General features: G+C 57.6%; 21 protein-coding genes and 2 pseudogenes. 10 read left to right on the plus strand and 13 right to left on the minus strand.

Annotation, left to right across the window (positions count from 1 at the left end):
- Window positions 1-109: 109 nt before the first annotated feature.
- A pseudogene (locus ACQG0T_RS05655) lies at window positions 110-333 on the minus strand (glutamate-cysteine ligase family protein); the annotation flags it as partial.
- On the opposite strand from ACQG0T_RS05655, the pseudogene ACQG0T_RS05660 reads away from it, so the two are divergent.
- Window positions 329-481, plus strand: a pseudogene (locus tag ACQG0T_RS05660) (ketopantoate reductase C-terminal domain-containing protein); the annotation flags it as partial. The pseudogenes ACQG0T_RS05655 and ACQG0T_RS05660 sit on opposite strands and share 5 nt — an antisense overlap.
- Before the next feature lie 369 nt (window positions 482-850).
- Window positions 851-1,519: an epoxyqueuosine reductase QueH gene (locus ACQG0T_RS05665; protein ID WP_023296073.1), complete on the plus strand. Its 669-nt coding sequence runs from the start codon at window positions 851-853 to the stop codon at window positions 1,517-1,519.
- Between the two features lie 548 nt (window positions 1,520-2,067).
- On the opposite strand, the gene ACQG0T_RS05670 is transcribed toward ACQG0T_RS05665, so the two are convergent.
- Window positions 2,068-2,949, minus strand: coding sequence for a LysR family transcriptional regulator (locus ACQG0T_RS05670; protein WP_003858850.1), 882 nt, complete (start codon window positions 2,947-2,949; stop codon window positions 2,068-2,070).
- Window positions 2,950-3,054: 105 nt separating this feature from the next.
- Here ACQG0T_RS05670 and budA point away from each other — a divergent pair, with 105 nt between their 5' ends.
- The 4 genes from budA to ACQG0T_RS05690 all read left to right on the plus strand — a co-directional run bounded on the left by budA (window position 3,055) and on the right by ACQG0T_RS05690 (window position 6,929).
- Window positions 3,055-3,834 carry an acetolactate decarboxylase gene (budA, locus tag ACQG0T_RS05675; RefSeq protein ID WP_026080550.1) on the plus strand — a complete coding sequence of 260 codons (780 nt, stop codon included), beginning with the start codon at window positions 3,055-3,057 and terminating at the stop codon, window positions 3,832-3,834.
- The gene (alsS, locus tag ACQG0T_RS05680; RefSeq protein ID WP_154123198.1) at window positions 3,806-5,527 is read left to right on the plus strand and encodes an acetolactate synthase AlsS; all 1,722 of its coding nucleotides are present in this window, start codon (window positions 3,806-3,808) and stop codon (window positions 5,525-5,527) included. The genes budA and alsS overlap by 29 nt, the downstream gene beginning before the upstream one ends.
- Window positions 5,528-5,547: 20 nt before the next feature.
- The gene (locus ACQG0T_RS05685; protein WP_045349884.1) at window positions 5,548-6,318 is read left to right on the plus strand and encodes a (S)-acetoin forming diacetyl reductase; all 771 of its coding nucleotides are present in this window, start codon (window positions 5,548-5,550) and stop codon (window positions 6,316-6,318) included.
- 137 nt (window positions 6,319-6,455) lie between these two features.
- Complete coding sequence (locus ACQG0T_RS05690) at window positions 6,456-6,929, plus strand: cold-shock protein (protein WP_252051310.1); 474 nt, start codon at window positions 6,456-6,458, stop codon at window positions 6,927-6,929.
- Window positions 6,930-6,998: 69 nt separating this feature from the next.
- Here ACQG0T_RS05690 and ACQG0T_RS05695 read toward each other — a convergent pair whose 3' ends face one another.
- From ACQG0T_RS05695 to ACQG0T_RS05715, 5 genes are all read right to left on the minus strand, one after another.
- A complete protein-coding gene (locus ACQG0T_RS05695; RefSeq protein WP_032670418.1) occupies window positions 6,999-7,703 on the minus strand; it encodes an ABC transporter ATP-binding protein in 705 nt (234 codons plus the stop codon).
- Entirely contained in the window at window positions 7,690-8,526 is an 837-nt protein-coding gene (locus ACQG0T_RS05700) for an ABC transporter ATP-binding protein (RefSeq protein WP_023296076.1), read from the minus strand. The genes ACQG0T_RS05695 and ACQG0T_RS05700 overlap by 14 nt, the downstream gene beginning before the upstream one ends.
- Window positions 8,519-9,352, minus strand: coding sequence for an ABC transporter permease (locus tag ACQG0T_RS05705; RefSeq protein ID WP_271040588.1), 834 nt, complete (start codon window positions 9,350-9,352; stop codon window positions 8,519-8,521). Before ACQG0T_RS05705 ends, ACQG0T_RS05700 begins: the two co-directional genes overlap by 8 nt.
- Window positions 9,352-10,365, minus strand: coding sequence for an ABC transporter permease (locus tag ACQG0T_RS05710; protein WP_017382536.1), 1,014 nt, complete (start codon window positions 10,363-10,365; stop codon window positions 9,352-9,354). The genes ACQG0T_RS05705 and ACQG0T_RS05710 overlap by 1 nt, the downstream gene beginning before the upstream one ends.
- A gap of 98 nt (window positions 10,366-10,463) precedes the next feature.
- The gene (locus tag ACQG0T_RS05715; protein WP_426723749.1) at window positions 10,464-12,032 is read right to left on the minus strand and encodes an ABC transporter substrate-binding protein; all 1,569 of its coding nucleotides are present in this window, start codon (window positions 12,030-12,032) and stop codon (window positions 10,464-10,466) included.
- 200 nt (window positions 12,033-12,232) lie between these two features.
- Between ACQG0T_RS05715 and ACQG0T_RS05720 the strand changes: the two genes are divergently transcribed.
- Window positions 12,233-12,931, plus strand: a complete 699-nt coding sequence (locus ACQG0T_RS05720; protein WP_032647617.1) for a GNAT family N-acetyltransferase — start codon at window positions 12,233-12,235, stop codon at window positions 12,929-12,931.
- A gap of 93 nt (window positions 12,932-13,024) precedes the next feature.
- Here the strand turns inward: ACQG0T_RS05720 and betA are convergent, their stop codons facing one another.
- The 3 genes from betA to betI are packed head-to-tail and all read right to left on the minus strand — an operon-like array spanning window position 13,025 to window position 16,776.
- Complete coding sequence (betA, locus tag ACQG0T_RS05725) at window positions 13,025-14,689, minus strand: choline dehydrogenase (protein ID WP_032647619.1); 1,665 nt, start codon at window positions 14,687-14,689, stop codon at window positions 13,025-13,027.
- A gap of 13 nt (window positions 14,690-14,702) precedes the next feature.
- On the minus strand, window positions 14,703-16,175 hold the full coding sequence (betB, locus tag ACQG0T_RS05730; RefSeq protein ID WP_252051306.1) for a betaine-aldehyde dehydrogenase: 1,473 nt from the start codon (window positions 16,173-16,175) through the stop codon (window positions 14,703-14,705).
- Window positions 16,176-16,188: 13 nt separating this feature from the next.
- On the minus strand, window positions 16,189-16,776 hold the full coding sequence (gene betI, locus ACQG0T_RS05735) for a transcriptional regulator BetI (protein ID WP_017382531.1): 588 nt from the start codon (window positions 16,774-16,776) through the stop codon (window positions 16,189-16,191).
- A gap of 128 nt (window positions 16,777-16,904) precedes the next feature.
- On the opposite strand from betI, the gene betT reads away from it, so the two are divergent.
- Both betT and ACQG0T_RS05745 read left to right on the plus strand, forming a co-directional pair.
- Complete coding sequence (gene betT / locus ACQG0T_RS05740) at window positions 16,905-18,938, plus strand: choline BCCT transporter BetT (RefSeq protein WP_023296083.1); 2,034 nt, start codon at window positions 16,905-16,907, stop codon at window positions 18,936-18,938.
- Window positions 18,939-19,318: 380 nt separating this feature from the next.
- Window positions 19,319-19,768, plus strand: coding sequence for a SymE family type I addiction module toxin (locus ACQG0T_RS05745; RefSeq protein ID WP_023296084.1), 450 nt, complete (start codon window positions 19,319-19,321; stop codon window positions 19,766-19,768).
- 87 nt (window positions 19,769-19,855) lie between these two features.
- On the opposite strand, the gene ACQG0T_RS05750 is transcribed toward ACQG0T_RS05745, so the two are convergent.
- The 3 genes from ACQG0T_RS05750 to ACQG0T_RS05760 are packed head-to-tail and all read right to left on the minus strand — an operon-like array spanning window position 19,856 to window position 21,269.
- The gene (locus ACQG0T_RS05750) at window positions 19,856-20,356 is read right to left on the minus strand and encodes an Hcp family type VI secretion system effector (protein ID WP_023296085.1); all 501 of its coding nucleotides are present in this window, start codon (window positions 20,354-20,356) and stop codon (window positions 19,856-19,858) included.
- A complete protein-coding gene (locus tag ACQG0T_RS05755) occupies window positions 20,356-20,712 on the minus strand; it encodes a putative T6SS immunity periplasmic lipoprotein (protein WP_023296086.1) in 357 nt (118 codons plus the stop codon). Before ACQG0T_RS05755 ends, ACQG0T_RS05750 begins: the two co-directional genes overlap by 1 nt.
- Window positions 20,709-21,269, minus strand: coding sequence for a hypothetical protein (locus ACQG0T_RS05760; RefSeq protein WP_023296087.1), 561 nt, complete (start codon window positions 21,267-21,269; stop codon window positions 20,709-20,711). Before ACQG0T_RS05760 ends, ACQG0T_RS05755 begins: the two co-directional genes overlap by 4 nt.
- 212 nt (window positions 21,270-21,481) lie before the next feature.
- Here ACQG0T_RS05760 and ACQG0T_RS05765 point away from each other — a divergent pair, with 212 nt between their 5' ends.
- Window positions 21,482-22,393 carry a metal ABC transporter substrate-binding protein gene (locus ACQG0T_RS05765; RefSeq protein ID WP_023296088.1) on the plus strand — a complete coding sequence of 304 codons (912 nt, stop codon included), beginning with the start codon at window positions 21,482-21,484 and terminating at the stop codon, window positions 22,391-22,393.
- Window positions 22,394-22,395 lie beyond the last annotated feature (2 nt).

Genomic DNA, 22,395 nt, shown 5'->3' on the forward strand with positions numbered 1-22,395 from the left:
TATTAATTGAAGATGTAATAAATACTTGAATGTTTATTGGGTATTCTGTCTATTTGACTCTTTATTAATTGTTTAAAAACTCATAACGGCTCGTCTGAATATCCACCTATCCGTAGCGACACACCTGAAAACGGTAAAGAGGTACCGCAGAAAATCCCGTTCCTGATGCTTATAAGGCCGCGTGGTCAGCAGCCAGTGTGACGTGGCCTGGATCAGCCAGGCGATATTAATCGCGTTGTTGAGCGTCAGCGGCTTATCCGTCGACCGCACCTGCATGGTGCTAATGTGCGGGCTGGGGCGAATGTCCCAGTGCAGATCTTTAATGCTGTCGATCCTGTCCGACCGTCAGGCGGATCGCCTGATGGAGTGGGACATACGCAACGGCGTGATCCAGCGCTATGGCCGCAGGCACGGGATTGCGGTGCCCGTCAGCGATGTGGTGGTGCCGCTGCTGGCGGCGGGGAGCGAGGGGCCGGGGTGAGAGAGATAGTGGTATTAACGTCTGGGGAATTGGTCTGGGTGAAAACCTCGCATCAGTTCCCTACAAACGCACTCACCGGCAAACCAAAACGCTTCGCCAGCGCGCATATGATCCAGCGTTAACGTGCCTGATCTATCTTGGTCTGAAATATTTGTTTAATTTGCGTAGCGTATTCAGGAATTGCTTGCTGAGAAGAAGTGCAGCGGAGATAGTTTTGCTAACCAGGTTATATAGAAACGTGTAAAAGATGCGTCCGCTATGTGTCAATAACAGGCATTGCGGGATATGTATGAGACTGGCCGCCATTCCCGATAGCACAGCTCTGATGCTACACTGTTTTCAGTCCTCATTACCTCATCAAATAAATTTATGACTACCGCTGATTTCAAACGCCCTAAACTAGAACTCCCAAACGGGGCTGATAAACTGCTGCTGCACTCCTGTTGCGCTCCGTGTTCTGGTGAGGTAATGGAGGCGATCCAGGCCTCAGGGATCGACTACACCATCTTCTTCTACAATCCGAACATTCATCCGCAGAAAGAGTATCTGATTCGTAAGGATGAGAATATTCGCTTTGCCGAACAGCACGGCGTACCGTTTATCGATGCGGATTACGATACAGATAACTGGTTTGAGCGCGCCAAAGGCATGGAATGGGAACCCGAGCGCGGCATTCGCTGCACCATGTGTTTTGACATGCGCTTTGAGCGGACTGCGCTTTACGCCGCTGAAAATGGCTTCAACGTGATTAGCAGCTCACTGGGCATCTCTCGCTGGAAAAATATGCAGCAAATCAACGACTGCGGTCAGCGAGCCGCCGCCCACTATCCGGGTATGGTCTATTGGGACTATAACTGGCGGAAACAGGGCGGTTCGTCGCGCATGATTGAAATCAGCAAGCGCGAGCAGTTCTACCAGCAGGAATACTGCGGCTGCGTTTATTCACTGCGTGACAGCAACCTGCACCGCAAATCCCAGGGCCGTCCTCTCATTCAGATCGGTAAGCTTTACTACGGTAAAGAAGACGACCAGGCCTGATTTTATGTCACGCCCTCTGTGGCGTGACCGCCTTCCTGTGCATTCCTCTAACAATTGCATGCCCCACCCGGCACGAACAGTAATTTTTAGTCATGAGATGGCTGAAAGTCGATCTGGCATCGAAGCCTGCTGAACGCTCTTAACAGTCATTCATCAAACAACGTTGTCCTTTGTGTAAGGCCGACTCAGTGAGCCGTTATATAAGGCTCCTTCACAAACTCCGCTAACAACCCAGCAGTTGCTTACAGAGCGTGGAAAATGTCACCGCATCGTCCGTTTCCACCAGTACGCTCACGTATGCCGCACAGGTGCCAGCCAGTTCAAAGAGATCCGCAGAATCGGGAAGTTGCAGGTGAAGAAGGGATGAAAAGGGATGCCCCTGAATTACATAAGGTTGCTTAAAAGTTTGCGAGGCGGCTTCCAAAGGGCATTGCCGGGTGGCGGCTGCGCCTTACCCGGCCTACAAAACCGCCAACAAGCCAACCAACCCGCGACACGAACCGTAGGCCCGCGCAAGCGCAGCGCCGCCGGGCACAGCCACACCGTAGCTACCCCTCGCTCATCATCGCCAGAAACCGCTTCACCGTCCGCGAACGCTCAAAACGCCGCCAGCAGAGCGCGATATCGGTATAAAGCTCCGGTGAGCGCAGCGCATGGTAGGTGACATTCGGCGGAGAAATAGCGGCCATGGATTTCGGCACCAGCGCGAACCCGCCGCCAGCGGAGACCATGCTCAGGGAAGAGGAAAGTTGTGAAGATTGCAGCGTGTGTTGCATATCGATCCCGGCCCGCTCGCAGCTGCCGTAAACGCGGTCATACAGCCCCGGTGCTACCTCCTGGGGGAACAGCACCACCGGCGTATCCCGCAGCTCATCCAGCGCCAGATCGCCACATGCCGCCAGAGGATGATCGCGATGCAGCGCCACCACCATCGGCTCCCGATCGAGGATTTTTAATTCGAACACCTTACTGCTTTCGCACGGCAGGCGCACAAAGGCGATATCCAGCTCACCCTCCGCCAGCATCGTCGTCAGCGACGACATATTGGCTTCCACCTGGTGAACCTGCACCGCCATGTTCTGCACCTGAAACTGGCGAATCAGGGCGAAGATTTTGGGATGAAAAGCATCTGAACTGGTGATGCCAATCGACAGGCTGCCGTTCAGCCCGCGCGCGATGCCCCGGGCTTTCTCCAGCGCGGCATCGCTCAGCGCCAGTATCTTACAGGCGTCCTCATAGAAGGCCTCTCCCGCTTCGGTCAGCTCCACGCCCCGTGTCAGGCGCCTGAACAGCGGCGTGCCCACTTCCTCTTCGAGCCGTTTGATCTGCTGACTCAGAGGAGGCTGTGAAATACCCAGCGCTTTGGCCGCCCTGGTGAAGTGTCGCTCGCGTGCTACCGCGACAAAATAGCGCAGATAACGAAGTTCCATATCAAAAACGTCTCAAACCAGCATGGATTCTATATTGGAACTCTCTGCTGAATCGGGTCAACATTTATTTAACCTTTATAAATAAAGTTGAAGAGGACGGGCATGATGATGCATTCATCTGCATGCGACTGTGAGGCGAGTTTATGCGAGACCCTGCGTGGGTTCTCGGCTCAGCATCCTGACAGCGTGATCTATCAGACATCGCTAATGAGCGCCCTGCTAAGCGGCGTCTACGAAGGGGAGACGACCATCGCCGACCTGCTGGCACACGGTGATTTTGGTCTCGGTACCTTTAACGAGCTGGACGGTGAAATGATTGCCTTTAGCAGCCAGGTGTACCAGCTGCGCGCCGACGGCAGCGCCCGCGCCGCGAAGCCGGAGCAAAAAACGCCGTTCGCGGTGATGACCTGGTTCCAGCCGCAGTACCGCAAAGCCTTCGACGGGCCGGTCAGCCGTCAGCAGATCCACGACGTGATCGACCAGCAAATCCCCTCCGATAACCTGTTCTGTGCGCTGCGCATCGACGGCAATTTCCGCCACGCGCACACCCGCACCGTACCGCGCCAGACACCGCCGTACCGGGCGATGACCGACGTGCTGGATGACCAGCCGGTGTTCCGCTTTAACCAGCGCGAGGGCGTGCTGGTCGGGTTCCGCACCCCACAGCATATGCAGGGCATTAACGTGGCGGGCTATCACGAACACTTTATCACCGACGACCGTCAGGGCGGGGGCCACCTGCTCGACTATCAGCTGGAGAACGGCGTGCTCACCTTCGGCGAAATCCACAAGCTGATGATTGACCTGCCCGCCGACAGCGCGTTTTTACAGGCCAACCTGCACCCCAGCAACCTTGATGCGGCTATCCGCGCCGTCGAAAACTAACAGGAGAACTACCGTGAACAGTGAGAAACAGTCACGTCAGTGGGCGCACGGCGCCGATATGGTTGTCGGCCAGCTGGAAGCGCAGGGTGTGAAGCAGGTGTTCGGCATACCGGGCGCAAAAATCGACAAGGTCTTTGACTCCCTGCTGGACTCCTCCATCGAGATTATCCCGGTGCGTCACGAGGCGAACGCGGCGTTTATGGCGGCAGCGGTAGGGCGGCTAACCGGCAAGGCCGGGGTCGCGCTGGTCACCTCCGGGCCGGGCTGCTCCAACCTGATCACCGGCATCGCCACCGCCAACAGCGAAGGTGACCCGGTGGTGGCGCTGGGCGGGGCGGTGAAGCGGGCAGATAAAGCGAAACTGGTGCACCAGAGCATGGATACCGTCGCCATGTTCAGCCCGGTCACCAAATACGCCGTCGAAGTTAATTCACCGGACGCGATTGCCGAGGTGGTGTCGAACGCGTTTCGCGCTGCCGAGCAGGGCAGGCCGGGCGGGGCGTTTGTCAGCCTGCCGCAGGATATTGTCGACCAGCCCACCACGGGGGCGATTTTACCCGCCAGCACCGCGGCGCTGATGGGCCCGGCGCCGGAGTCAGCCATCAACGACGTGGCGAAGCTTATCGCGAAGGCCAAAAACCCGGTCATCTTACTCGGCCTGATGGCCAGCCAGCCCGCCAACAGCGCCGCGCTGCATAAGCTGCTGGAGAGAAGCCGTATTCCGGTCACCAGCACCTATCAGGCCGCCGGGGCGGTGAATCAGGAACACTTCACCCGCTTCGCCGGACGCGTCGGCCTCTTTAACAACCAGGCGGGCGACCGGCTGCTGCATCTGGCGGACCTGATTATCTGCATCGGCTACAGCCCGGTGGAGTACGAGCCGTCCATGTGGAACAGCGGCGACGCCACGCTGGTGCACATTGACGTGCTGCCCGCCTATGAGGAGCGCAAGTATGTTCCCGATCTGGAACTGGTCGGGGATATTGCCGCCACGCTGAATCTGCTTGCCAGTCGAATCGAGCACAAACTTGAACTCAGCCAGCGCGCCTCGGAAATTCTTGTCGATCGCCAGCATCAGCGGGACCTCCTCGACCGTCGCGGCGCATCGCTTAACCAGTTTGCCCTGCATCCGCTGCGCATCGTGCGCGCCATGCAGGACATCGTGAACAACGACGTGACGCTCACCGTCGACATGGGCAGCTTCCACATCTGGATCGCCCGCTACCTCTACAGCTTCCGGGCGCGTCAGGTGATGATCTCCAACGGTCAGCAGACCATGGGCGTGGCGCTGCCGTGGGCGATTGGCGCGTGGCTGGTCAACCCGGGGCGCAAGGTGGTCTCGGTCTCCGGGGACGGCGGCTTTTTGCAGTCGAGCATGGAGCTGGAAACCGCCGTACGCCTCAACGCCAACGTGCTGCACATCATCTGGGTGGATAACGCCTACAACATGGTGGCCATCCAGGAAGAGAAAAAATACCAGAGGCTTTCCGGCGTCGAGTTCGGCCCGGTCGATTTCAAAGTCTATGCCGACGCGTTCGGTGCGAAAGGCTTTGCCGTCGAGAGCGCCGATGCGCTCGAACCGACGCTGCGTGCGGCAATGGATGTCGATGGCCCGGCCGTGGTGGCCATTCCCGTCGACTACAGCGATAACCCGCTGCTGATGGGCCAGCTCCATCTCAGCCAGATTTTGTGAATCAATATAAGGACAGAGAAATGCAAAAAGTGGCTCTCGTAACCGGCTCCGGCCAGGGGATTGGCAAAGCGATCGCGCTTCGCCTGGTGAAGGATGGTTTTGCCGTTGCTATTGCGGATTACAACGAAGAGACGGCGAAAGCGGTCGCGGATGAGATCAACCGTAACGGCGGGAAGGCCGTCGCCGTGAAGGTGGACGTCTCTGACCGCAAGCAGGTGTTCGCGGCGGTGGAAAAAGCCCGCACCGCGCTGGGCGGTTTTAACGTCATCGTCAATAACGCCGGGGTGGCGCCGTCCACGCCCATAGAATCCATCACGCCGGAGATTGTCGACAAGGTTTACAACATCAACGTGAAAGGGGTGATCTGGGGCATTCAGGCCGCAATTGACGCGTTTCGTAAAGAGGGGCACGGCGGCAAGATCATCAACGCCTGCTCCCAGGCGGGCCACACCGGTAACCCGGAGCTGGCCGTCTACAGTTCCAGTAAATTCGCGGTGCGCGGCTTAACCCAGACCGCCGCGCGGGATCTCGCGCCGCTAGGGATCACCGTTAACGCCTACTGCCCGGGGATCGTCAAAACGCCGATGTGGGCGGAAATCGACCGTCAGGTCTCCGAGGCGGCGGGTAAACCGCTTGGCTACGGGACGGAAACCTTTGCCAAACGCATCACGCTTGGCCGTTTGTCCGAGCCGGAAGACGTGGCCGCCTGCGTCTCTTACCTCGCCGGGCCGGATTCCGACTACATGACCGGTCAGTCGCTGCTGATTGATGGTGGGATGGTGTTCAACTAAATACACAATACTAAAAAGCTCTGACATGAACTTTCCCCTGCTCCCGTGCAGGGGCTTTTTTTTGTCTCGTCAGCCATTGTGCATTACACTGCGCGCTGCAAAACTTTAGTCTTAAGATCTGACAGGCGGTAACAGCGATGAACGGTACAATCACAACGTGGTTTAAAGATAAAGGCTTTGGATTTATCAAAGATGAAAACGGCGACAACCGCTATTTTCATGTGATTAAGGTCGCCAACCCTGATCTGATTAAAAAAGATGCGGCGGTGACCTTCGAGCCAACCAGCAACAGCAAAGGCCTTTCCGCGTATGCGGTGAAGGTGATCCCGGAGAGTAAGCATCTCTATATTGCGGGCGAGCGCGTGAAGCTCACTTCAATCAAATCCTTCGTGGTGTTCAGTGAGGAAGAGCCCGTTGAGACCAAAATCGACAAAGAGAATGCGGTGCTGTCGGTGGGGCTGCTGATGAACAGCATCAAACCAAAAACCGAGAAAAAGCCGGGCGAAATGCGCACGGTGAAGAAGCTGGCGATCACCACCTTCCAGAACACGACGATGATCTTCACTGAAGATGAGATCGACATTGATGCCACGGTGAAGCTGCTGAAGTAACGTTTTGCCGGGTGGCGGCTACGCCTTACCCGGCCTACGAAATGCGTGCGGCACTCGCCGCCGCACGGTTTACCCCATCCTGTGCTCCCCCCGCAACATTGCTTCACGGTCAAATACCCGCTGGATCTCCCCGTGCGCCATAAATGCCGCCCGGTCGGACATATGCGCAATCACGTCCGCATCGTGGCTCACCAGCAGGTAGGTCATGCCGTGCTGCGCCTTCAGGCGGTTGAGCAGGTTCAGTATCTCCGCCTGTACCGACATATCCAGCGCCGAGGTCGGTTCATCCAGCAGCAGAAGCTGCGGGCGCAGCAGCAGCGCGCGGGCAATGGCCACGCGCTGACGCTGTCCGCCGGAAAGCTGATGCGGGTAACGCCTGCCGGCGTCGGCAGCCAGACCCACCTGTTGCAGCGCATCCGCCACCTTTTCGGCAACCTGGGTTTCGCCGTGGATGTTTAACGGCTCCGACAGGGTGCGGGCAATGGTGTGGTTCGGGTGCAAAGACGCCCACGGATCCTGGAACACCATCTGCACGTTACGGCGAAGCGCGCCTTCAAAACGTCGTCCTGGCCGTAAATTTTCCCCGAGGACGGAAATGTGGCCATGCCACTCGCGCAGCAGCCCCGCCAGCACGCGCAGAAGAGTCGATTTGCCGCAGCCGGATTCACCGATCAGGCTGAAGGTTTCGCCTTTTTCGATCGCAAAACTGGCGGCGGAAACCGCCGTTTTTTCACCAAAACTCACCCGGAGCTGGTTAACCTCAACGAGTGCCATTGTCGGCCTCCTTCCACGGTTGCGAACGGTCGAGCGTCGGCAGCATCTGGCCAAAGGTCCCGGCGTTCGGGCGGCAGGTCCAGAGCGTGCGCGTGTAGGGATGGGTTGCCTGCGGCAACTGGCTCGCCGCCATTTCATCAACTTTCTCACCCTGATACATCACCAGCACGCGGTCACAGTGTTCCGCGACGAGCGGCAAGTCGTGGCTGATTAGCAGCATCGCCATCTGCCGCGCCTCGCACTGCTGTACCAGCAGCTCCAGGATCTGGTTGCGCAGGCGTGCGTCCAGCGCGGAAGTCGGTTCGTCGGCGATCAGCACCTGTGGGTTGTTGACGAGCGCAATGGCGATCATCACGCGCTGGCCCATGCCGCCGGAGAGTTCGCCGGGATAGCGCTGGAGCACGTGCTCGTTCAGCCCCACGGCGCGGATGATATCGTGAATGCGCGCCAGGCGTTCGGCGCGGGGCAGGCGCTGATGGAGGGTCAGCGCTTCATCAAGCTGGGCGGCGACGGTTTTCACCGGGTTTAGCGCGTAGCGCGGGTCCTGTAGAACCATCGCAATGCCGTTGCCGCGCAGCGCCTGCCAGCGGCGGCTGTTCAGGGTCAGCAGGTCGTTGCCAAGCACGTTAAGCCGCTTAGCGCTCACGATGCCGGGCTTGCGCACCAGCCCCATCAGGGCGCGGGCAGACATGGACTTGCCGGAGCCGGATTCTCCCACCAGCGCCAGCCGCTCGTTGCCTAACGTAAAGCTCAGGTTGTTGACCACGCGCGCGGCGGGGTAGTCGATATTTAGCGCATCGACGATGACGCGGTGTTCAGTCATGCTGTGGCTCCAGTACGTCGCGCAGGCCATCGCCCAGCAGGTTAAAGGCCAGGCTGGCAAACAGAATCGCCCCGCCTGGAATGGCGGCAATCCACCACTGGTCAAAAATGACCTGCATGCCGTCGGCTATCATCGCGCCCCATTCCGCCATCGGTGGACGTGCGCCCAGGCCAAGGAAGCCCAGCCCGGCGGCGGCCAGAATGATCCCGGCCAGATCCAGCGCCAGCCGTACAATCGCGGAGGGCTGGCACAGGGGCAGAATATGGCCGACCAGCAGGCGCGGGCCGCGAATGCCCATCATCTCCGCGGCGGCCAGATAATCGCTGTGGCGCAGACGCTGGATTTCACTGCGCGCCTGGCGCGCATAGGCAGGCCAGGTCGTTAAGGCCAGCGCCAGCGCGCCGTTCACCAGACCGGGGCCGAGCATCGCGACAAACGCGAAGGCGAGGATCAGGCGCGGCATCGACATCACCACGTCGGTAAAGCGCATCAGGATGCGCTCCATCCAGCCGCCGTAGTAGCCTGACAAAATCCCCACCAGCAGACCGGCGGGGAGGGTAATAACGGTGACTAAGGCCACCAGCCCCAGTGCCGGACGGGTGCCGTAGATTAATCGGGAGAGCAGATCCCGCCCATAGCTGTCGGTACCCAGCCAGTGCTGCGCGTTGGGCGGTTGCAGACGCGCGGCGGCGTCCTGCCAGTTGGGGTCATGCGGCGCAAGCCACGGTGCTAACAGGGCAATAAGCACCAGCAGCGCGATGGCGATCAGCCCGCAAAACGCGGCAGGGGAGCGGCGCAGGCGGCGTAAGAAGAGATAAAACGGCATTAGCGCACCCTGGGATCGGTCGCCCGCACAAGCAGGTCGGTAAGGTTATTGATCAGAACAAAGCAGACGCCAATCAGCAGCGTGCCGCCCATCACGGCGGTGGTGTCACCGGCGAACAGGGCCGTGGTGAGGTAGCGCCCGATGCCCGGCCATGAGAAGACGGTTTCGGTTAATACCGCGCCCTCCAGCATGCTGGTGTAGGCCAGCGCAATCACCGTCAATAGGGTGCTGCGAATGTTCGGCAGCACGTGACGCAGCAGGATGGTCATCTCTCCGGCGCCCTTGGCGCGGGCGAGCAATATGTACTCTTTGTTCATCTCGCTCAGACAGGCGGAGCGCGTCAGGCGGGTGATACTTGCCAGCGAGTAGTAGGCCAGCAGCAGCACCGGCAGCACCAGGTGGCTGATGGCGTTGCGGAACGCCTCGCGGTCGCCGGAAAGCCAGGTATCAACCAGCGCAAATCCGGTTCGTGGCTCGACGGTGAATTGCCAGATGTCGTCCAGCCTGCCGGGGCCAGCGCTCCACTGTAGTTTCGCGTAGAACAGAGCCAGCATCAGCAGTCCGAGCCAGAATATCGGCACCGAATTGCCAAGCAGGGTGAGCGTTCTGATCGCTAAGTCCAGTGGCGAACCGACGTAGCGGGCGCACAGTACACCCGCAATCACGCCGAGTACCGTGCCGATAATTAGCGCCAGCGTTGCCAGTTCCAGCGTGGCGGGAAAGGCGTGCAGCAGGTCCTGCAATACCGGCTGACCGGTAGCGCTGGCGGTGCCTAAATCCCCGTGAGCGAGGTTTTGCAGGTAGTGCCAGAACTGTACGGGAAGAGGCCGATCCAGCCCAAGCTGGTGGCGAACCTGATCGTAAGTGGACTGGCTGGCGTGATCGCCGACGATCTGCAATACGCGATCGACCGGGGAAAAGGCAGAGAGCGCAAACGTGACCAGCAGTAGCCCGAACAGCGTGAGCAGGAGAGTCAGCAGACCCTGAAGCATGCGGGTGGAAAGATGTGGCATGGGAAATCTCTTTATGCCGGGTGGCGGCTTCGCCTTACCCGGCCTGCAAAAACCAGGAACGTAGGCCGGGTAAGCGCAGCGCCACCCGGCAACAAGGGCTACTTCGTAACGCGATCGTACCAGACCATATCCGCGTTCAGCCCCTGCTGATACCCCTTCACGTTATCGCGCACCACGATCTGGGTTTTGCCCTGGTCAACGAACACATACGGCGAGTTATGCTGTAACTGTTCCTGCATCTTCTTATACAGATCCAGACGTTTTGCCGGATCCGGCTCGGCAACCGCCGCCAGCGTAGCGTTGTTCAGCTCCGGAATTTTCCAGCCGTTAAGCCCGGCCACGGTGCTGGATTTCCCGTCATTCCATGCGAAGGCGCTGGCGTTGGAGTGTGCATCGAAGTAGTCCGGGATCCACAGACGTATGGCCGCCTGATGCTGTTTCGCACGCACGCGGGCGTACACCTGGCTACCCGCCGCGGGCAGCAGATCCACCTTCACGCCGCCCTGAGCGAAGCTCGCCTGCATGGATTGCGCGATGGTGATGAACGGCGGTTTATTCTCTACGTCCAGCGTGAAATGCGCGTCTTTGATGCCCGCCCTGGCGAGGATCGCTTTTGCTTTTGCCGGGTCAAACGTGAACGGATTGTCCTCCAGCGCGCCCGGCAGGCCGACCGGCAGGAAGCTCTGATGAACAAAATACTGGCCTTTCAGCAGGTCCTTGGTGATGCCTTCATAATCCACCAGCCAGCGCGAGGCTTCCCAGAACGCTGGATTATTCAGCAGCGGGTTAGCGCTGTTGCCGGTGTTAAACACCAGATAGTTTTGCTCGGCAGAAGGGATGCTCAGCACCTTCACGCCCGGCTTGCCGCTGAGGGCGCTTATCTGGTCTGCACCCAGATCGCGCGCCACGTCCGCATCACCCTGCTGGATCAGCAGGCGGCGGGAAGCGGGATCGGGGACGTTTTTAATGATGATGCTTTTAAGCTTCGGCGCGCCGCCGGGCGCGGATTCGTTGGCTTCCAGCACGATGGCCTGATGCGGCTGGTAAACGCGCATTTTGAACGCGCCGCTGCCCGCAGAGTGCATTTTTAACCACGCGTTGCCGAAGTCGTTATCCTTCACGTTCGCCGCAACCTGCTTTTCATCGACGATGGAGGCAATCGGCGTGGAGAGTATATTCAGCGCTACCGACGGGCTGACGTCCGCCGTCCAGCGAAGCGTGAGGGTATGGTCGTCCACTTTCTTCAGCTGGCTGGCGATGTTGCTGGCGTCCCAGCCCAGTACGTTGAGGATAAACGCCGGGGATTTGTTCAGCGTCACGGCGCGGGTATATGAGAAGATCACATCTTCCGGGCGCAGCGGGTTGCCGGAGGCAAATTTTGCATCGGGCTTAAGTTTGATGGTCAGGGTTTTTGCTGCCGCGTCCGCTTCCCAGCTTTCGGCCAGAACCGGGGTGATTTTTTCCGGGTTATCGCGGTCCGGCTGTACCAGACGCTGATACAAACTCGGTACGGTCTGGATGCTGGAAAGTTCGTTGGCTTCGACCGGGTCAAGGCTCACGATATCATCCAGACCCTGGGCGACAACCAGCGTGTTGGGCGGGGTAGCGGCGTGAGCAGCGCTTGAGAGCGCAGCCAGCACCAGTAACGGCAGCAGTTTTTTATTCATAGCGATCCCTGAAGAAAATATATTGTGATTGTTTTATGCACCGTTACGGTAGGCTGGCTGAGGATTTCCTCAAAGTCGAAATTCTGCTTTGCTTATGCCCTCCGGGAATAACGCATTCGGTCTGGTTATGAGTCACCTCTCTTTTCGTTCGCTTTTTAACCTGCTATAACAAACTCCTTACCTTTCAGGGAGTCACCGCCGTGCCCGAAATCAATCAACATGGTCAAACCGTTAACGATATTGTCCCGGACTGGAAATGCGCCCGCGCGTTAACCCGTACCCTGCTCACCGGGCAGTATTGCCGCCTGGAGTCGCTGGATGCTGACCGCCATTCGGCTGATTTGTTTGAAGCCTATGCGCTGGGTGACGACAGCGACTGGACGTGGCTTGCCAGCACCCAGCCTGTGAGCGTTGAGGCCACTGCGCACTGGGTGCTGGGAAAGGTGCTGGATGACGACCTGGTGCCCTTTGCCGTTATCGATCTGCGCACCGAAAAGGCGGTAGGGCTGGTCAGCTATATGGCGATAGAACGCTTTCAGGGCTCGGTTGAGATCGGCCACGTCACCTGGTCGCGCAGAATGAAGGGCACCCGCGTGGGTACCGAAGCGGTGTGGCTGCTGCTGAAAAATGCCTTTGAGCATCAATATCGCCGGCTGGAGTGGAAGTGCGATTCGATGAACATCGCCTCACGCAACGCGGCGGAGCGGCTGGGGTTTGTCTGGGAAGGGCGCCTGCGCCAGAAGCTGGTGCGCAAAGGACGCAACCGCGACAGCGATATGCTTTCGATTATTGACGGCGAATGGCCGCAGCGCGATGCAGAGCTGCGCGCCTGGCTGGCGGCGGAGAATTTTGACGGGGAAGGACGGCAGGTTAAGCGGCTTGAAGCATTTCGGCAATAATTTCCCCTCACCCTAACCCTCTCCCAGAGGGAGAGGGGACGATGACACCCTCTCCCTTTAGTAGAGGGCCGGGGTGAGGGGAGAAGTTCGCACTCAGCGGCGAACCGGCGCCCCATCCGCCACATAATACGCCGCCGTGCTCTTCGCCAGCGGCTCGCGCCCGCGAATGGCGTCGGCAATCTTTTCGCCAATCATGATGGTGGTGGCGTTCAGGTTGCCGGTGATAATCTGCGGCATAATCGACGCATCCACTACGCGTAACCCTTCCAGCCCGTGAACCCGGCCTTCGCCGTCGACCACCGCCATCTCGTCGTAGCCCATTTTGCAGGTGCCGCACGGGTGGAAGGCGGTTTCGGCGTGGTTGCGCACGAACTCGTCCAGCTGTTCGTCGGTCTGGCATTCGACACCTGGGCTGATTTCACGACCGCGATACTTGTCCAGCGCAGGCTGGTGCATGATCTCGCGGGTGATGCGGATCGCGTCGCGGAACTCCTGCCAGTCCTGCTCGTGGGACATGTAGTTGAACAGGATCGCCGGATGCTGTTGCGGATCGCGCGACTTGATGCGCACGTGGCCGCGGCTCGGCGAGCGCATGGAGCCAACGTGGCACTGGAAGCCATGTTCTTTCACCGCGTTCGAGCCGTTGTAGTTAATCGCCACCGGCAGGAAGTGATACTGAATGTTCGGCCACTCGAACTCCTCGCGGCTGCGGATAAACCCGCCCGCTTCGAAGTGGTTGCTCGCGCCCACGCCTGTGCCGCCAAACAGCCACTCCGCGCCAATCTTCGGCTGGTTCCACCATTGCAGGGCAGGGTAGAGGGAGACCGGCTCCTTACATTCATACTGAAGGTACATCTCCAGGTGATCCTGCAAGTTTTCACCCACCCCGGGTAAATCATGCACCAGCGGGATATCAAACTGCTTCAGCAGTTCAGCGTTGCCCACGCCGGAGCGCTGGAGGATCTGCGGAGACGCGATGGCGCCCGCGCACAGCAGCACCTCTTTCTTCGCTGTCGCTTTTGACGGAATGGTGCTTTCGCCTTCCAGCCACTCGACGCCCACCGCGCGCTTGCCGTCAAAGATAATGTGATCGGTCATGGCGTGGGTGCGGATGGTCAGATTCGGGCGCGGTTTGGCCTGGTCCAGATAGCCGCGCGCGGTGCTGGCGCGTCGGCCCTGCGGCGTGACCGTACGGTCCATCGGGCCAAAGCCTTCCTGCTGATAGCCGTTAAGGTCGTCGGTGCGCGGGTAGCCCGCCTGCACGCCCGCCTCTACCATCGCTTCAAACAGCGGGTTCACGCCCGGCTTAGAGGTGGTGACGCTCACCGGACCGTCGCCGCCGTGGTAGTCGTTCGGCCCCACGTCGCGGGTCTCTGCCTTGCGGTAATAGGGCAGGCAGTTGAGGTAGCTCCAGTGCTCCAGACCCGATTGTTTCGCCCAGTTGTCCAGATCCATCGCGTTACCGCGCACGTAGCACATGCCGTTGATCAGCGACGAGCCGCCCAGCCCTTTACCCCGTCCGCATTCCATGCGGCGATTGTTCATGAAAGGCTCAGGCTCGGTTTCATACGCCCAGTTGTAGCGCTTGCCCTGCAACGGGAAGGCCAGCGCGGCAGGCATCTGGGTGCGGAAGTCAAAGCGGTAGTCCGGCCCGCCCGCCTCAAGCAGCAGGACGGTGGTGTTCGGATCTTCAGTCAGTCGTGTTGCCAGTACGTTGCCGGCAGAGCCGGCCCCGATAATGATGTAGTCAAATTGCAAATAAACCTCCCGGTTAAAATATGGACTGGAATTTACCCATCTCAACCTGGATGGACTTCACCTGGGTGTAACTCTGAAGCGTCATGACGCCGTTCTCACGGCCAATGCCGGAGTGTTTGTAGCCACCGACCGGCATCTCTGCGGCGGATTCACCCCAGGTGTTGATCCAGCAGATGCCCGCTTCGAGCTGATGAATAGCGCCGTGGGCGCGGTTCAGATCGGCGGTGACGATGCCCGCCGCCAGACCGTAGTCGGTATCATTGGCGCGGCAAATGGCCTCTTCGTCAGTGTCATAGGTAAGAATGGACATCACCGGGCCGAAGATCTCTTCGCGCACGATGGTCATTTCGTCGGTGCAGTCGGTGAACACGGTCGGGGCCACCCACGCGCCGTTGTCAAAGCCGTCACCCTTCAGCACGTCGCCGCCGCACAGCACGCGCGCGCCTTCCTCTTTGCCTTTGGCGATGTAGCGCAGCACGCTGTCGCGGTGCGGGAAGCTGACCATCGGGCCAAAGTTGGTGTTTTCATCGAACAGGTCGCCCGCGCGGATGCGGCCCACGCGCTCAACGATTTTTTGCTCAAACGCGGCTTTGACCTTCGCGGGTACGAACACGCGGGTGCCGTTGGTGCACACCTGGCCGGAGCTGAAGAAGTTCGCCATCATGGCGATATCTGCCGCGAGATCCAGATCCGCATCGTCAAACACTATCAGCGGCGATTTGCCGCCCAACTCCATTGTCACTTCTTTCAGGGACGAGGCCGCCGAGTTCGCCATCACCTTTTTGCCGCTGGCCACGCCACCGGTGAAGGAGACTTTGGCGATGCCCGGATGCTCGGTCAGGAACTGGCCGGTCTCTGCGCCCACGCCCGGCAGGACGTTAAACACGCCGTCCGGCACGCCTGCTTCGGTGTAGATCTCCGCCAGTTTCAGGGCGGTAAGCGGCGTCACTTCGCTCGGCTTGAAGATCATCGCGTTGCCCGCCGCCAGCGCCGGGGCAGATTTCCACAGGGCGATCTGGATCGGGTAGTTCCACGCGCCGATGCCCGCCACCACGCCCAGCGGCTCGCGGCGGGTGTAGACGAACGAGGTGTCGCGCAGCGGGATCTGACTGCCTTCCAGCGCCGGGATCAGTCCCGCGTAGTACTCCAGCACGTCCGCGCCGGTAACGATGTCGACGGTCGAGGTTTCGTAATACGCTTTACCGGTGTCGAGGGTTTCCAGCGTTGCCAGCTCGTCGTTTCGCTCGCGCAGGATATCGACGGCGCGGCGCAGGATGCGCGAGCGCTCCATGGCGGTCATCGCCGCCCAGATCTTCTGCCCGCGCTGTGCGCTTTCCACGGCGCGGTCCACGTCTTCGCGCCCGGCGGCCTGCACGGTTGCCAGAACTTCACCGTTCGCCGGGTTGATGGTCTCGAAGGTGCGACCGCTGGTGGCCGATGTGTAACCACCATTGATATAAAGCTGCTGTTCTGCCATTCGGGACATAAATTCTCCTCGGTTAATCGGTCGGTAAATGCTGGCTGATAAAGTGGCTGGTGAGCGACTGGGCCAGGGTTTTATCCAGCGGTTTGCCGCTGAGCGCAGCGCGCAGCCATAGCCCGTCAATCAGTGCGGCAAGCCCGTAGCCCGCCTCTTCAGCCTGTTCACGCGGCAGCTCGCGGCGGAACTCGTACACCAGGTTAGAGAGCAATCGGCGGCTACTGACCTGCTGCAAACGGTAGAGCATCGGCTGATGCATGCTGCTGGCCCAGAAGGCCAGCCAGGCCTTCATCGCCGCGCCGCTGATCTGGGTTTCATCAAAATTGCCGCCGACAATCGCCTGCAATCGCTGCTCTGCGCTGCCGTCCGGCAGGGCGCGTAAACGGCTTAATACCGCGTCGCGCAGCTGACCCGTGATGTCACGCATGGTCGCTTCCAGCAGACCGTTTTTATCTTTGAAATAGTGGCTGATGATCCCCGTGGATACGCCCGCCCGACGGGCGATTTGCGCGATGGTTGCGTCATGCATTCCCACTTCATTAATTGCTTCCAGCGTGGCATCGATTAGCTGCCTGCGCCGGATCGGCTGCATCCCCACTTTGGGCATTTTTGCCACTCCATTCATCAGCGTTGGTTAACTATTAAAGCGGTTTTTGATTGGACGTTCAATATAAAATGTGTCTTAATTGTTGCGGATTTGGATTTCAATAGTTACAAAAACAGTGGGGATACTGGATGACAGACCTTTCACAGGACAGAGAAAAAGACAAAATCAACCCGGTCGTTTTTTATACTTCCGCCGGGCTGATTTTGTTGTTTTCCCTGACGACCATTTTCTTTCGTGATTTTTCTGCCGAGTGGATTGGGCGCACCCTGAACTGGGTGTCGAAGACCTTCGGCTGGTACTATCTGCTGGCGGCGACGCTCTATATTGTCTTCGTGGTCTGCATTGCCTGCTCGCGCTTCGGTTCGGTGAAGCTCGGGCCAGAGCAGTCTAAGCCCGAATTCAGCCTGCTGAGCTGGGCCGCAATGCTGTTTGCCGCAGGCATCGGCATCGACCTGATGTTCTTCTCCGTGGCGGAACCGGTCACGCAGTATATGCAGCCGCCGGAAGGGGCAGGGCAGACGATGGAGGCCGCGCGCCAGGCGATGGTCTGGACGCTCTTCCACTACGGCCTGACGGGCTGGTCGATGTACGCCCTGATGGGCATGGCGCTCGGATACTTTAGCTATCGTTATAATTTGCCCCTCACTATCCGCTCCGCGCTCTACCCGATTTTCGGTAAAAAGATTAACGGCCCGATAGGCCACAGCGTCGACATCGCGGCGGTGATCGGCACCATCTTTGGTATCGCGACAACGCTCGGAATTGGCGTGGTGCAGCTTAACTACGGGCTGAGCGTGCTGTTTGACATCCCGGATTCGATGGCGGCGAAGGCGGCGCTGATTGCGCTGTCGGTGATTATCGCCACCATCTCGGTGACCTCCGGCGTGGATAAAGGGATTCGCGTGCTCTCCGAGCTGAACGTCGCGCTGGCGCTGGGGCTGATCCTGTTCGTACTGTTTATGGGCGACACCTCGTTCCTGCTCAATGCCTTAGTGCTGAATGTGGGTGATTACGTGAACCGCTTTATGGGAATGACGCTGAACAGCTTCGCCTTTGACCGTCCGACAGAGTGGATGAACAACTGGACGCTCTTCTTCTGGGCGTGGTGGGTGGCGTGGTCGCCGTTTGTCGGCCTGTTCCTGGCGCGTATTTCGCGTGGGCGCACCATCCGTCAGTTCGTGATGGGCACGCTGATCATCCCGTTCACCTTTACCCTGCTGTGGCTGTCGATTTTCGGCAACAGCGCGCTGCACGAGATCATCCACGGCAATGCGACTTTTGCCCAGGAAGCGATGGCGCACCCGGAGCGCGGCTTCTACAGCCTGCTGGCGCAGTATCCGGCGTTTACCTTTAGCGCGTCCGTAGCGACCATTACCGGCCTGCTGTTCTACGTCACCTCGGCGGACTCCGGCGCGCTGGTGCTGGGGAACTTCACCTCGAAGCTCAAGGACATTAACAGCGACGCGCCGAACTGGCTGCGCATCTTCTGGTCCGTCGCCATCGGCCTGCTGACGCTCGGCATGCTGATGACCAACGGTATCTCGGCGTTGCAGAACACCACGGTGATCATGGGCCTGCCGTTCAGCTTCGTGATCTTCTTCGTGATGGCCGGGCTGTATAAATCGCTTAAGGTGGAAGACTACCGCCGCGTCAGCGCCAGCCGCGACACCGCCCCGCGTCCGCTGGGCGCGCAGGACAGGCTGAGCTGGAAGAAACGCCTCTCGCGCCTGATGAACTACCCCGGCACGCGCTACACCAGCCAGATGATGGAGACGGTCTGTTTCCCGGCGATGGAAGAGGTGGCCCAGGAGCTGAAGCTGCGTGGCGCCTACGTTGAACTGAAAAACCTGCCGCCAGAGGAGGGCGAAAATCTGGGGCACCTGGATCTGCTGGTGCACATGGGCGACGAGCAGAACTTTGTCTATCAGATCTGGCCGCAGCAGTATTCGGTTCCCGGCTTTACCTACCGGGCGCGCAGCGGGAAGTCGACCTACTACCGGCTGGAGACCTTCCTGCTGGAAGGGAGCCAGGGGAATGATTTGATGGATTACAGCAAGGAGCAGGTGATCACGGACATTCTGGATCAGTATGAACGGCACCTGAACTTTATCCATCTGCACAGGGAAGCGCCGGGGAATAGCGTGATGTTCCCGGATGTTTGAGGCTTGATCTGAAGAACCTACAAAGGCAGCGCCGCTGCCCTCATGCCGGGTGGCGGCGATGCCTTACCCGGCCTACAAAACCGGTTTATCGTAGGCCTGATAAGCGAAGCGCCATCAGGCGTTTAATGAGCATTGGATCTGAAGGGCAATATTTCCTTTCTTTATATTCACCATTTTATTTTTCTTTATTTACTCGAGCCGCCTCGCATTTCCCTAATATTCGACCCCTGTACATTTATCCATGGCAGTATAATAGCGGCAGTTAAGCCAGCACTGAGATCTTGAAAGAATAGGTAAAAAGGTAAGAAAAGGAATCGCGGTACAAAGGTGTGCGACCACCTTCATACCGCTTACCACAAACAACTAAAAGGGAGTTGATTATGGCTGCGAAGAATTCTATGCCAGAGCGGGCTATTGCCCAAACAGAAAATGCAGATCTAGAGATTCAGCAAGAAAATCGCGAGAAGCTACGCAAAAAACGCATCCGGGCGTTGCATGACGAGCCGGTTCACTCTGCGTATCTTCATGAAAGAGGAGAGGCGGATTCCTCCTGTGTGGAACTTTATACTCGAATGGAGCGCAACTATCTGCCGTTAACCGGCGCGTGGTTAACCCGCGCAGGGTTTAAGGCAGGAATAGCCGTGAAGATCCGCGTGATGCCGGAATGTATTGTGATTACGCCGCAAAATTCCCGTGAGCTGTGGGGCTGTCTGGAAGGCGTCAGTGCAACGTATACCAACAAACTGAAGATGATGAAGTGGCTGGAGACGTTTCCGGGAGCGTTAATTGATACGGGGGATTTGCCCGTGAACGAAAGTGGAAAAGGGTAGCGCTTAAGATTAACCAGGCGATCCAGGGAATGCCAGGATCGCCGTTTCTGAGCAGCAGCATGCATTGATCTTGATGAGCCAGGTAAATTATGCGTTACTCTTCTCTTTCTGAGCTGGTTTCATCCATGCATCGGCATAAAGAATATTACCTTTCACATAATTCCACTGAATGCCCCGGAATCGAAGCCCAACAACTTCATGCATATTCGGGGCTGAGCTGCCTGGGTAATAAACATGCGTGAAATCCAGAGATGAGATCACTACGCTATCAAGCGTAATGGTGTAGATCTCCCTTTCTGCTCCCGCTTCAACAATTTCATAATATTTGATAATGGCTTTTTGCAGCCGTCTGCCCTCGCAGGCGGCAACGGCAAGATAAGGGCTCACTTTATCCAATTGCTTATGCAGAGTAACAGGGCCATGCTGCCGTGTTCCGGTCATATTCCCGGTATGGCTGTCCACTGCCTGTTTTATGCCGTAACTGCTGTTCATAATTTCGATAGCACCTTTCCGGCCTGGCATCATACAGTCGCCCTGAACCTGCATTCCGTTCTCATCGTAGAGAAATAGGTAAGCGGGTAATGACATTATAATTCTCCTAAATTAGTAAGCTGTCCGTCATTATCAATAAAGAATTCGTGATGATAATTTTTATTATTTAAACCATAGCTAATAACATATGTATAGCCATACTCCCAATTAACATCTATGCAACTGTTAGGATAAGACCAACTGATTTTATTCCTTCCCGAACTTGTGATGGTAGTAATGTCGGGGCCTTTGCTGGAATCAATGGTGTAATAGTTCACGACATCTTTTTTATTAATACTAAAGCAAACATGGTTACCCTCAATAAAAGTAGCTCTGGGATGAGACAACGGCGGGCAACCAGGGCACCCCGTCAGGAGAATACATAATGGTGAGATGAGCGTTATAGTTTTCATCCTGGGAATCCTTTCAGAATATTTTTATATTTTTGCAGCAGAGAATAAACGGGTTCATTCGAATTAATATCTCGATATTTTGGCAGGAATGTATATTTTTCAAACCCATAAAACTGTAATAACCAGTAGTCACTTACGATCGATGCTTGCTGTTCTAATCCGTAATGCAACAGATCTGCTTTATCAAAGCTATAGGTGTAGTCAGCAATACCAGAGAATAATCCCCTTGTTCTGACAAACATCCCTTTTTGGGCTTGCCAGACATGCATCATTTCATGCATGAATAGGTGTTTTTTATCTAACAATTTTTCTAATGAAAAATCCGGAGAATATGTGTCTTCTCTAAACCACATTTCCCCGTTGGGAGTCATAGCAACATTTACAGGTTGTAAATTAAAAGGAAGATAACTTTCCCTGTGTATCCACACCAGATGATAACGGATGCTGTAACCGTAAAGCGTCTTAGCAAGGGCGATTTCACCGATCGTGAGCTGTCGGACCCCGCCTGGATTAATTGGGGTTCCCGAAGTGGGGTGGATCCTTTCATTAACAGGCATAACAATTCCATGTTTTTTATGTGGGTATTGGTCTTCAATCATACGCCTGAACGGCAGAGGAAAAAGAACGCACTTTTCCTAAAACTTCCCCGTCACGCCCTTCATTGACACAACTTTAATGATAACTATTTTCATTTAAACATAGCCTATGCTATACCTTATAGCACAGGCTAATTTTGCTTTGAATTTAATCACCTCAGGAGACTTCTGCGATGCATCCACGGCAAGGATTGAAGCGTCTGTTGCTCGGCGCGCTGCTCATGACTGCGACCACGACCGGCGCGCTGGCGGCTGAAAAGTTCCAGGTCATCACCACTTTTACCGTTATTGCTGATATGGCGAAAAACGTGGCGGGGGATGCCGCAGAGGTCACCTCCATCACCAAACCGGGCGCGGAAATTCACGAATACCAGCCCACCCCGGGCGATATCAAACGCGCGCAGAAGGCACAGCTGATCCTGGCGAACGGCATGAATCTGGAGCTGTGGTTCCAGCGCTTTTATCAGCATCTGAACGGCGTGCCGGAGGTGATTGTCACCAAAGGCATCACCCCGATGGGCATCAGCGAAGGGCCCTATAACGGCAAGCCCAATCCGCACGCGTGGATGTCGCCGGACAACGCCCTGATTTACGTCGATAACATCCGCGACGCGCTGGTGAAGAACGATCCGGCCAACGCACAGACGTACCAGCGCAATGCGGAAGCCTACAAGCAGAAGATCACCGCCACTCTCGAACCGCTGCGCAAGCAGGTCACGGAGATACCTGAAGACAAACGCTGGATGGTGACCAGCGAAGGGGCGTTCTCCTATCTGGCGCGGGATTTGGGCCTGAAGGAGCTTTACCTGTGGCCGATCAACGCCGATCAGCAGGGTACGCCCCAGCAGGTGCGCAAGGTTATCGATCTGGTGAAAAAACATCACATTCCGGCGGTGTTTAGCGAAAGCACGGTCTCGGATAAGCCCGCCCGTCAGGTGGCGCGTGAAACCGGCGCCCACTATGGCGGCGTGCTGTACGTCGACTCTCTGAGCGCGGAAAACGGCCCGGTGCCGACCTATATCGATCTGCTGAACGTCACCACCCGCACGCTGGTGCAGGGCATCCGCGACGGGATGAAGGAGTAACC

Origin of the sequence: Enterobacter cloacae complex sp. 302F9 (assembly GCF_050030335.1) — a bacterium.
In the GTDB taxonomy this organism is placed as follows: Bacteria; Pseudomonadota; Gammaproteobacteria; order Enterobacterales; family Enterobacteriaceae; genus Enterobacter; species Enterobacter hormaechei_C.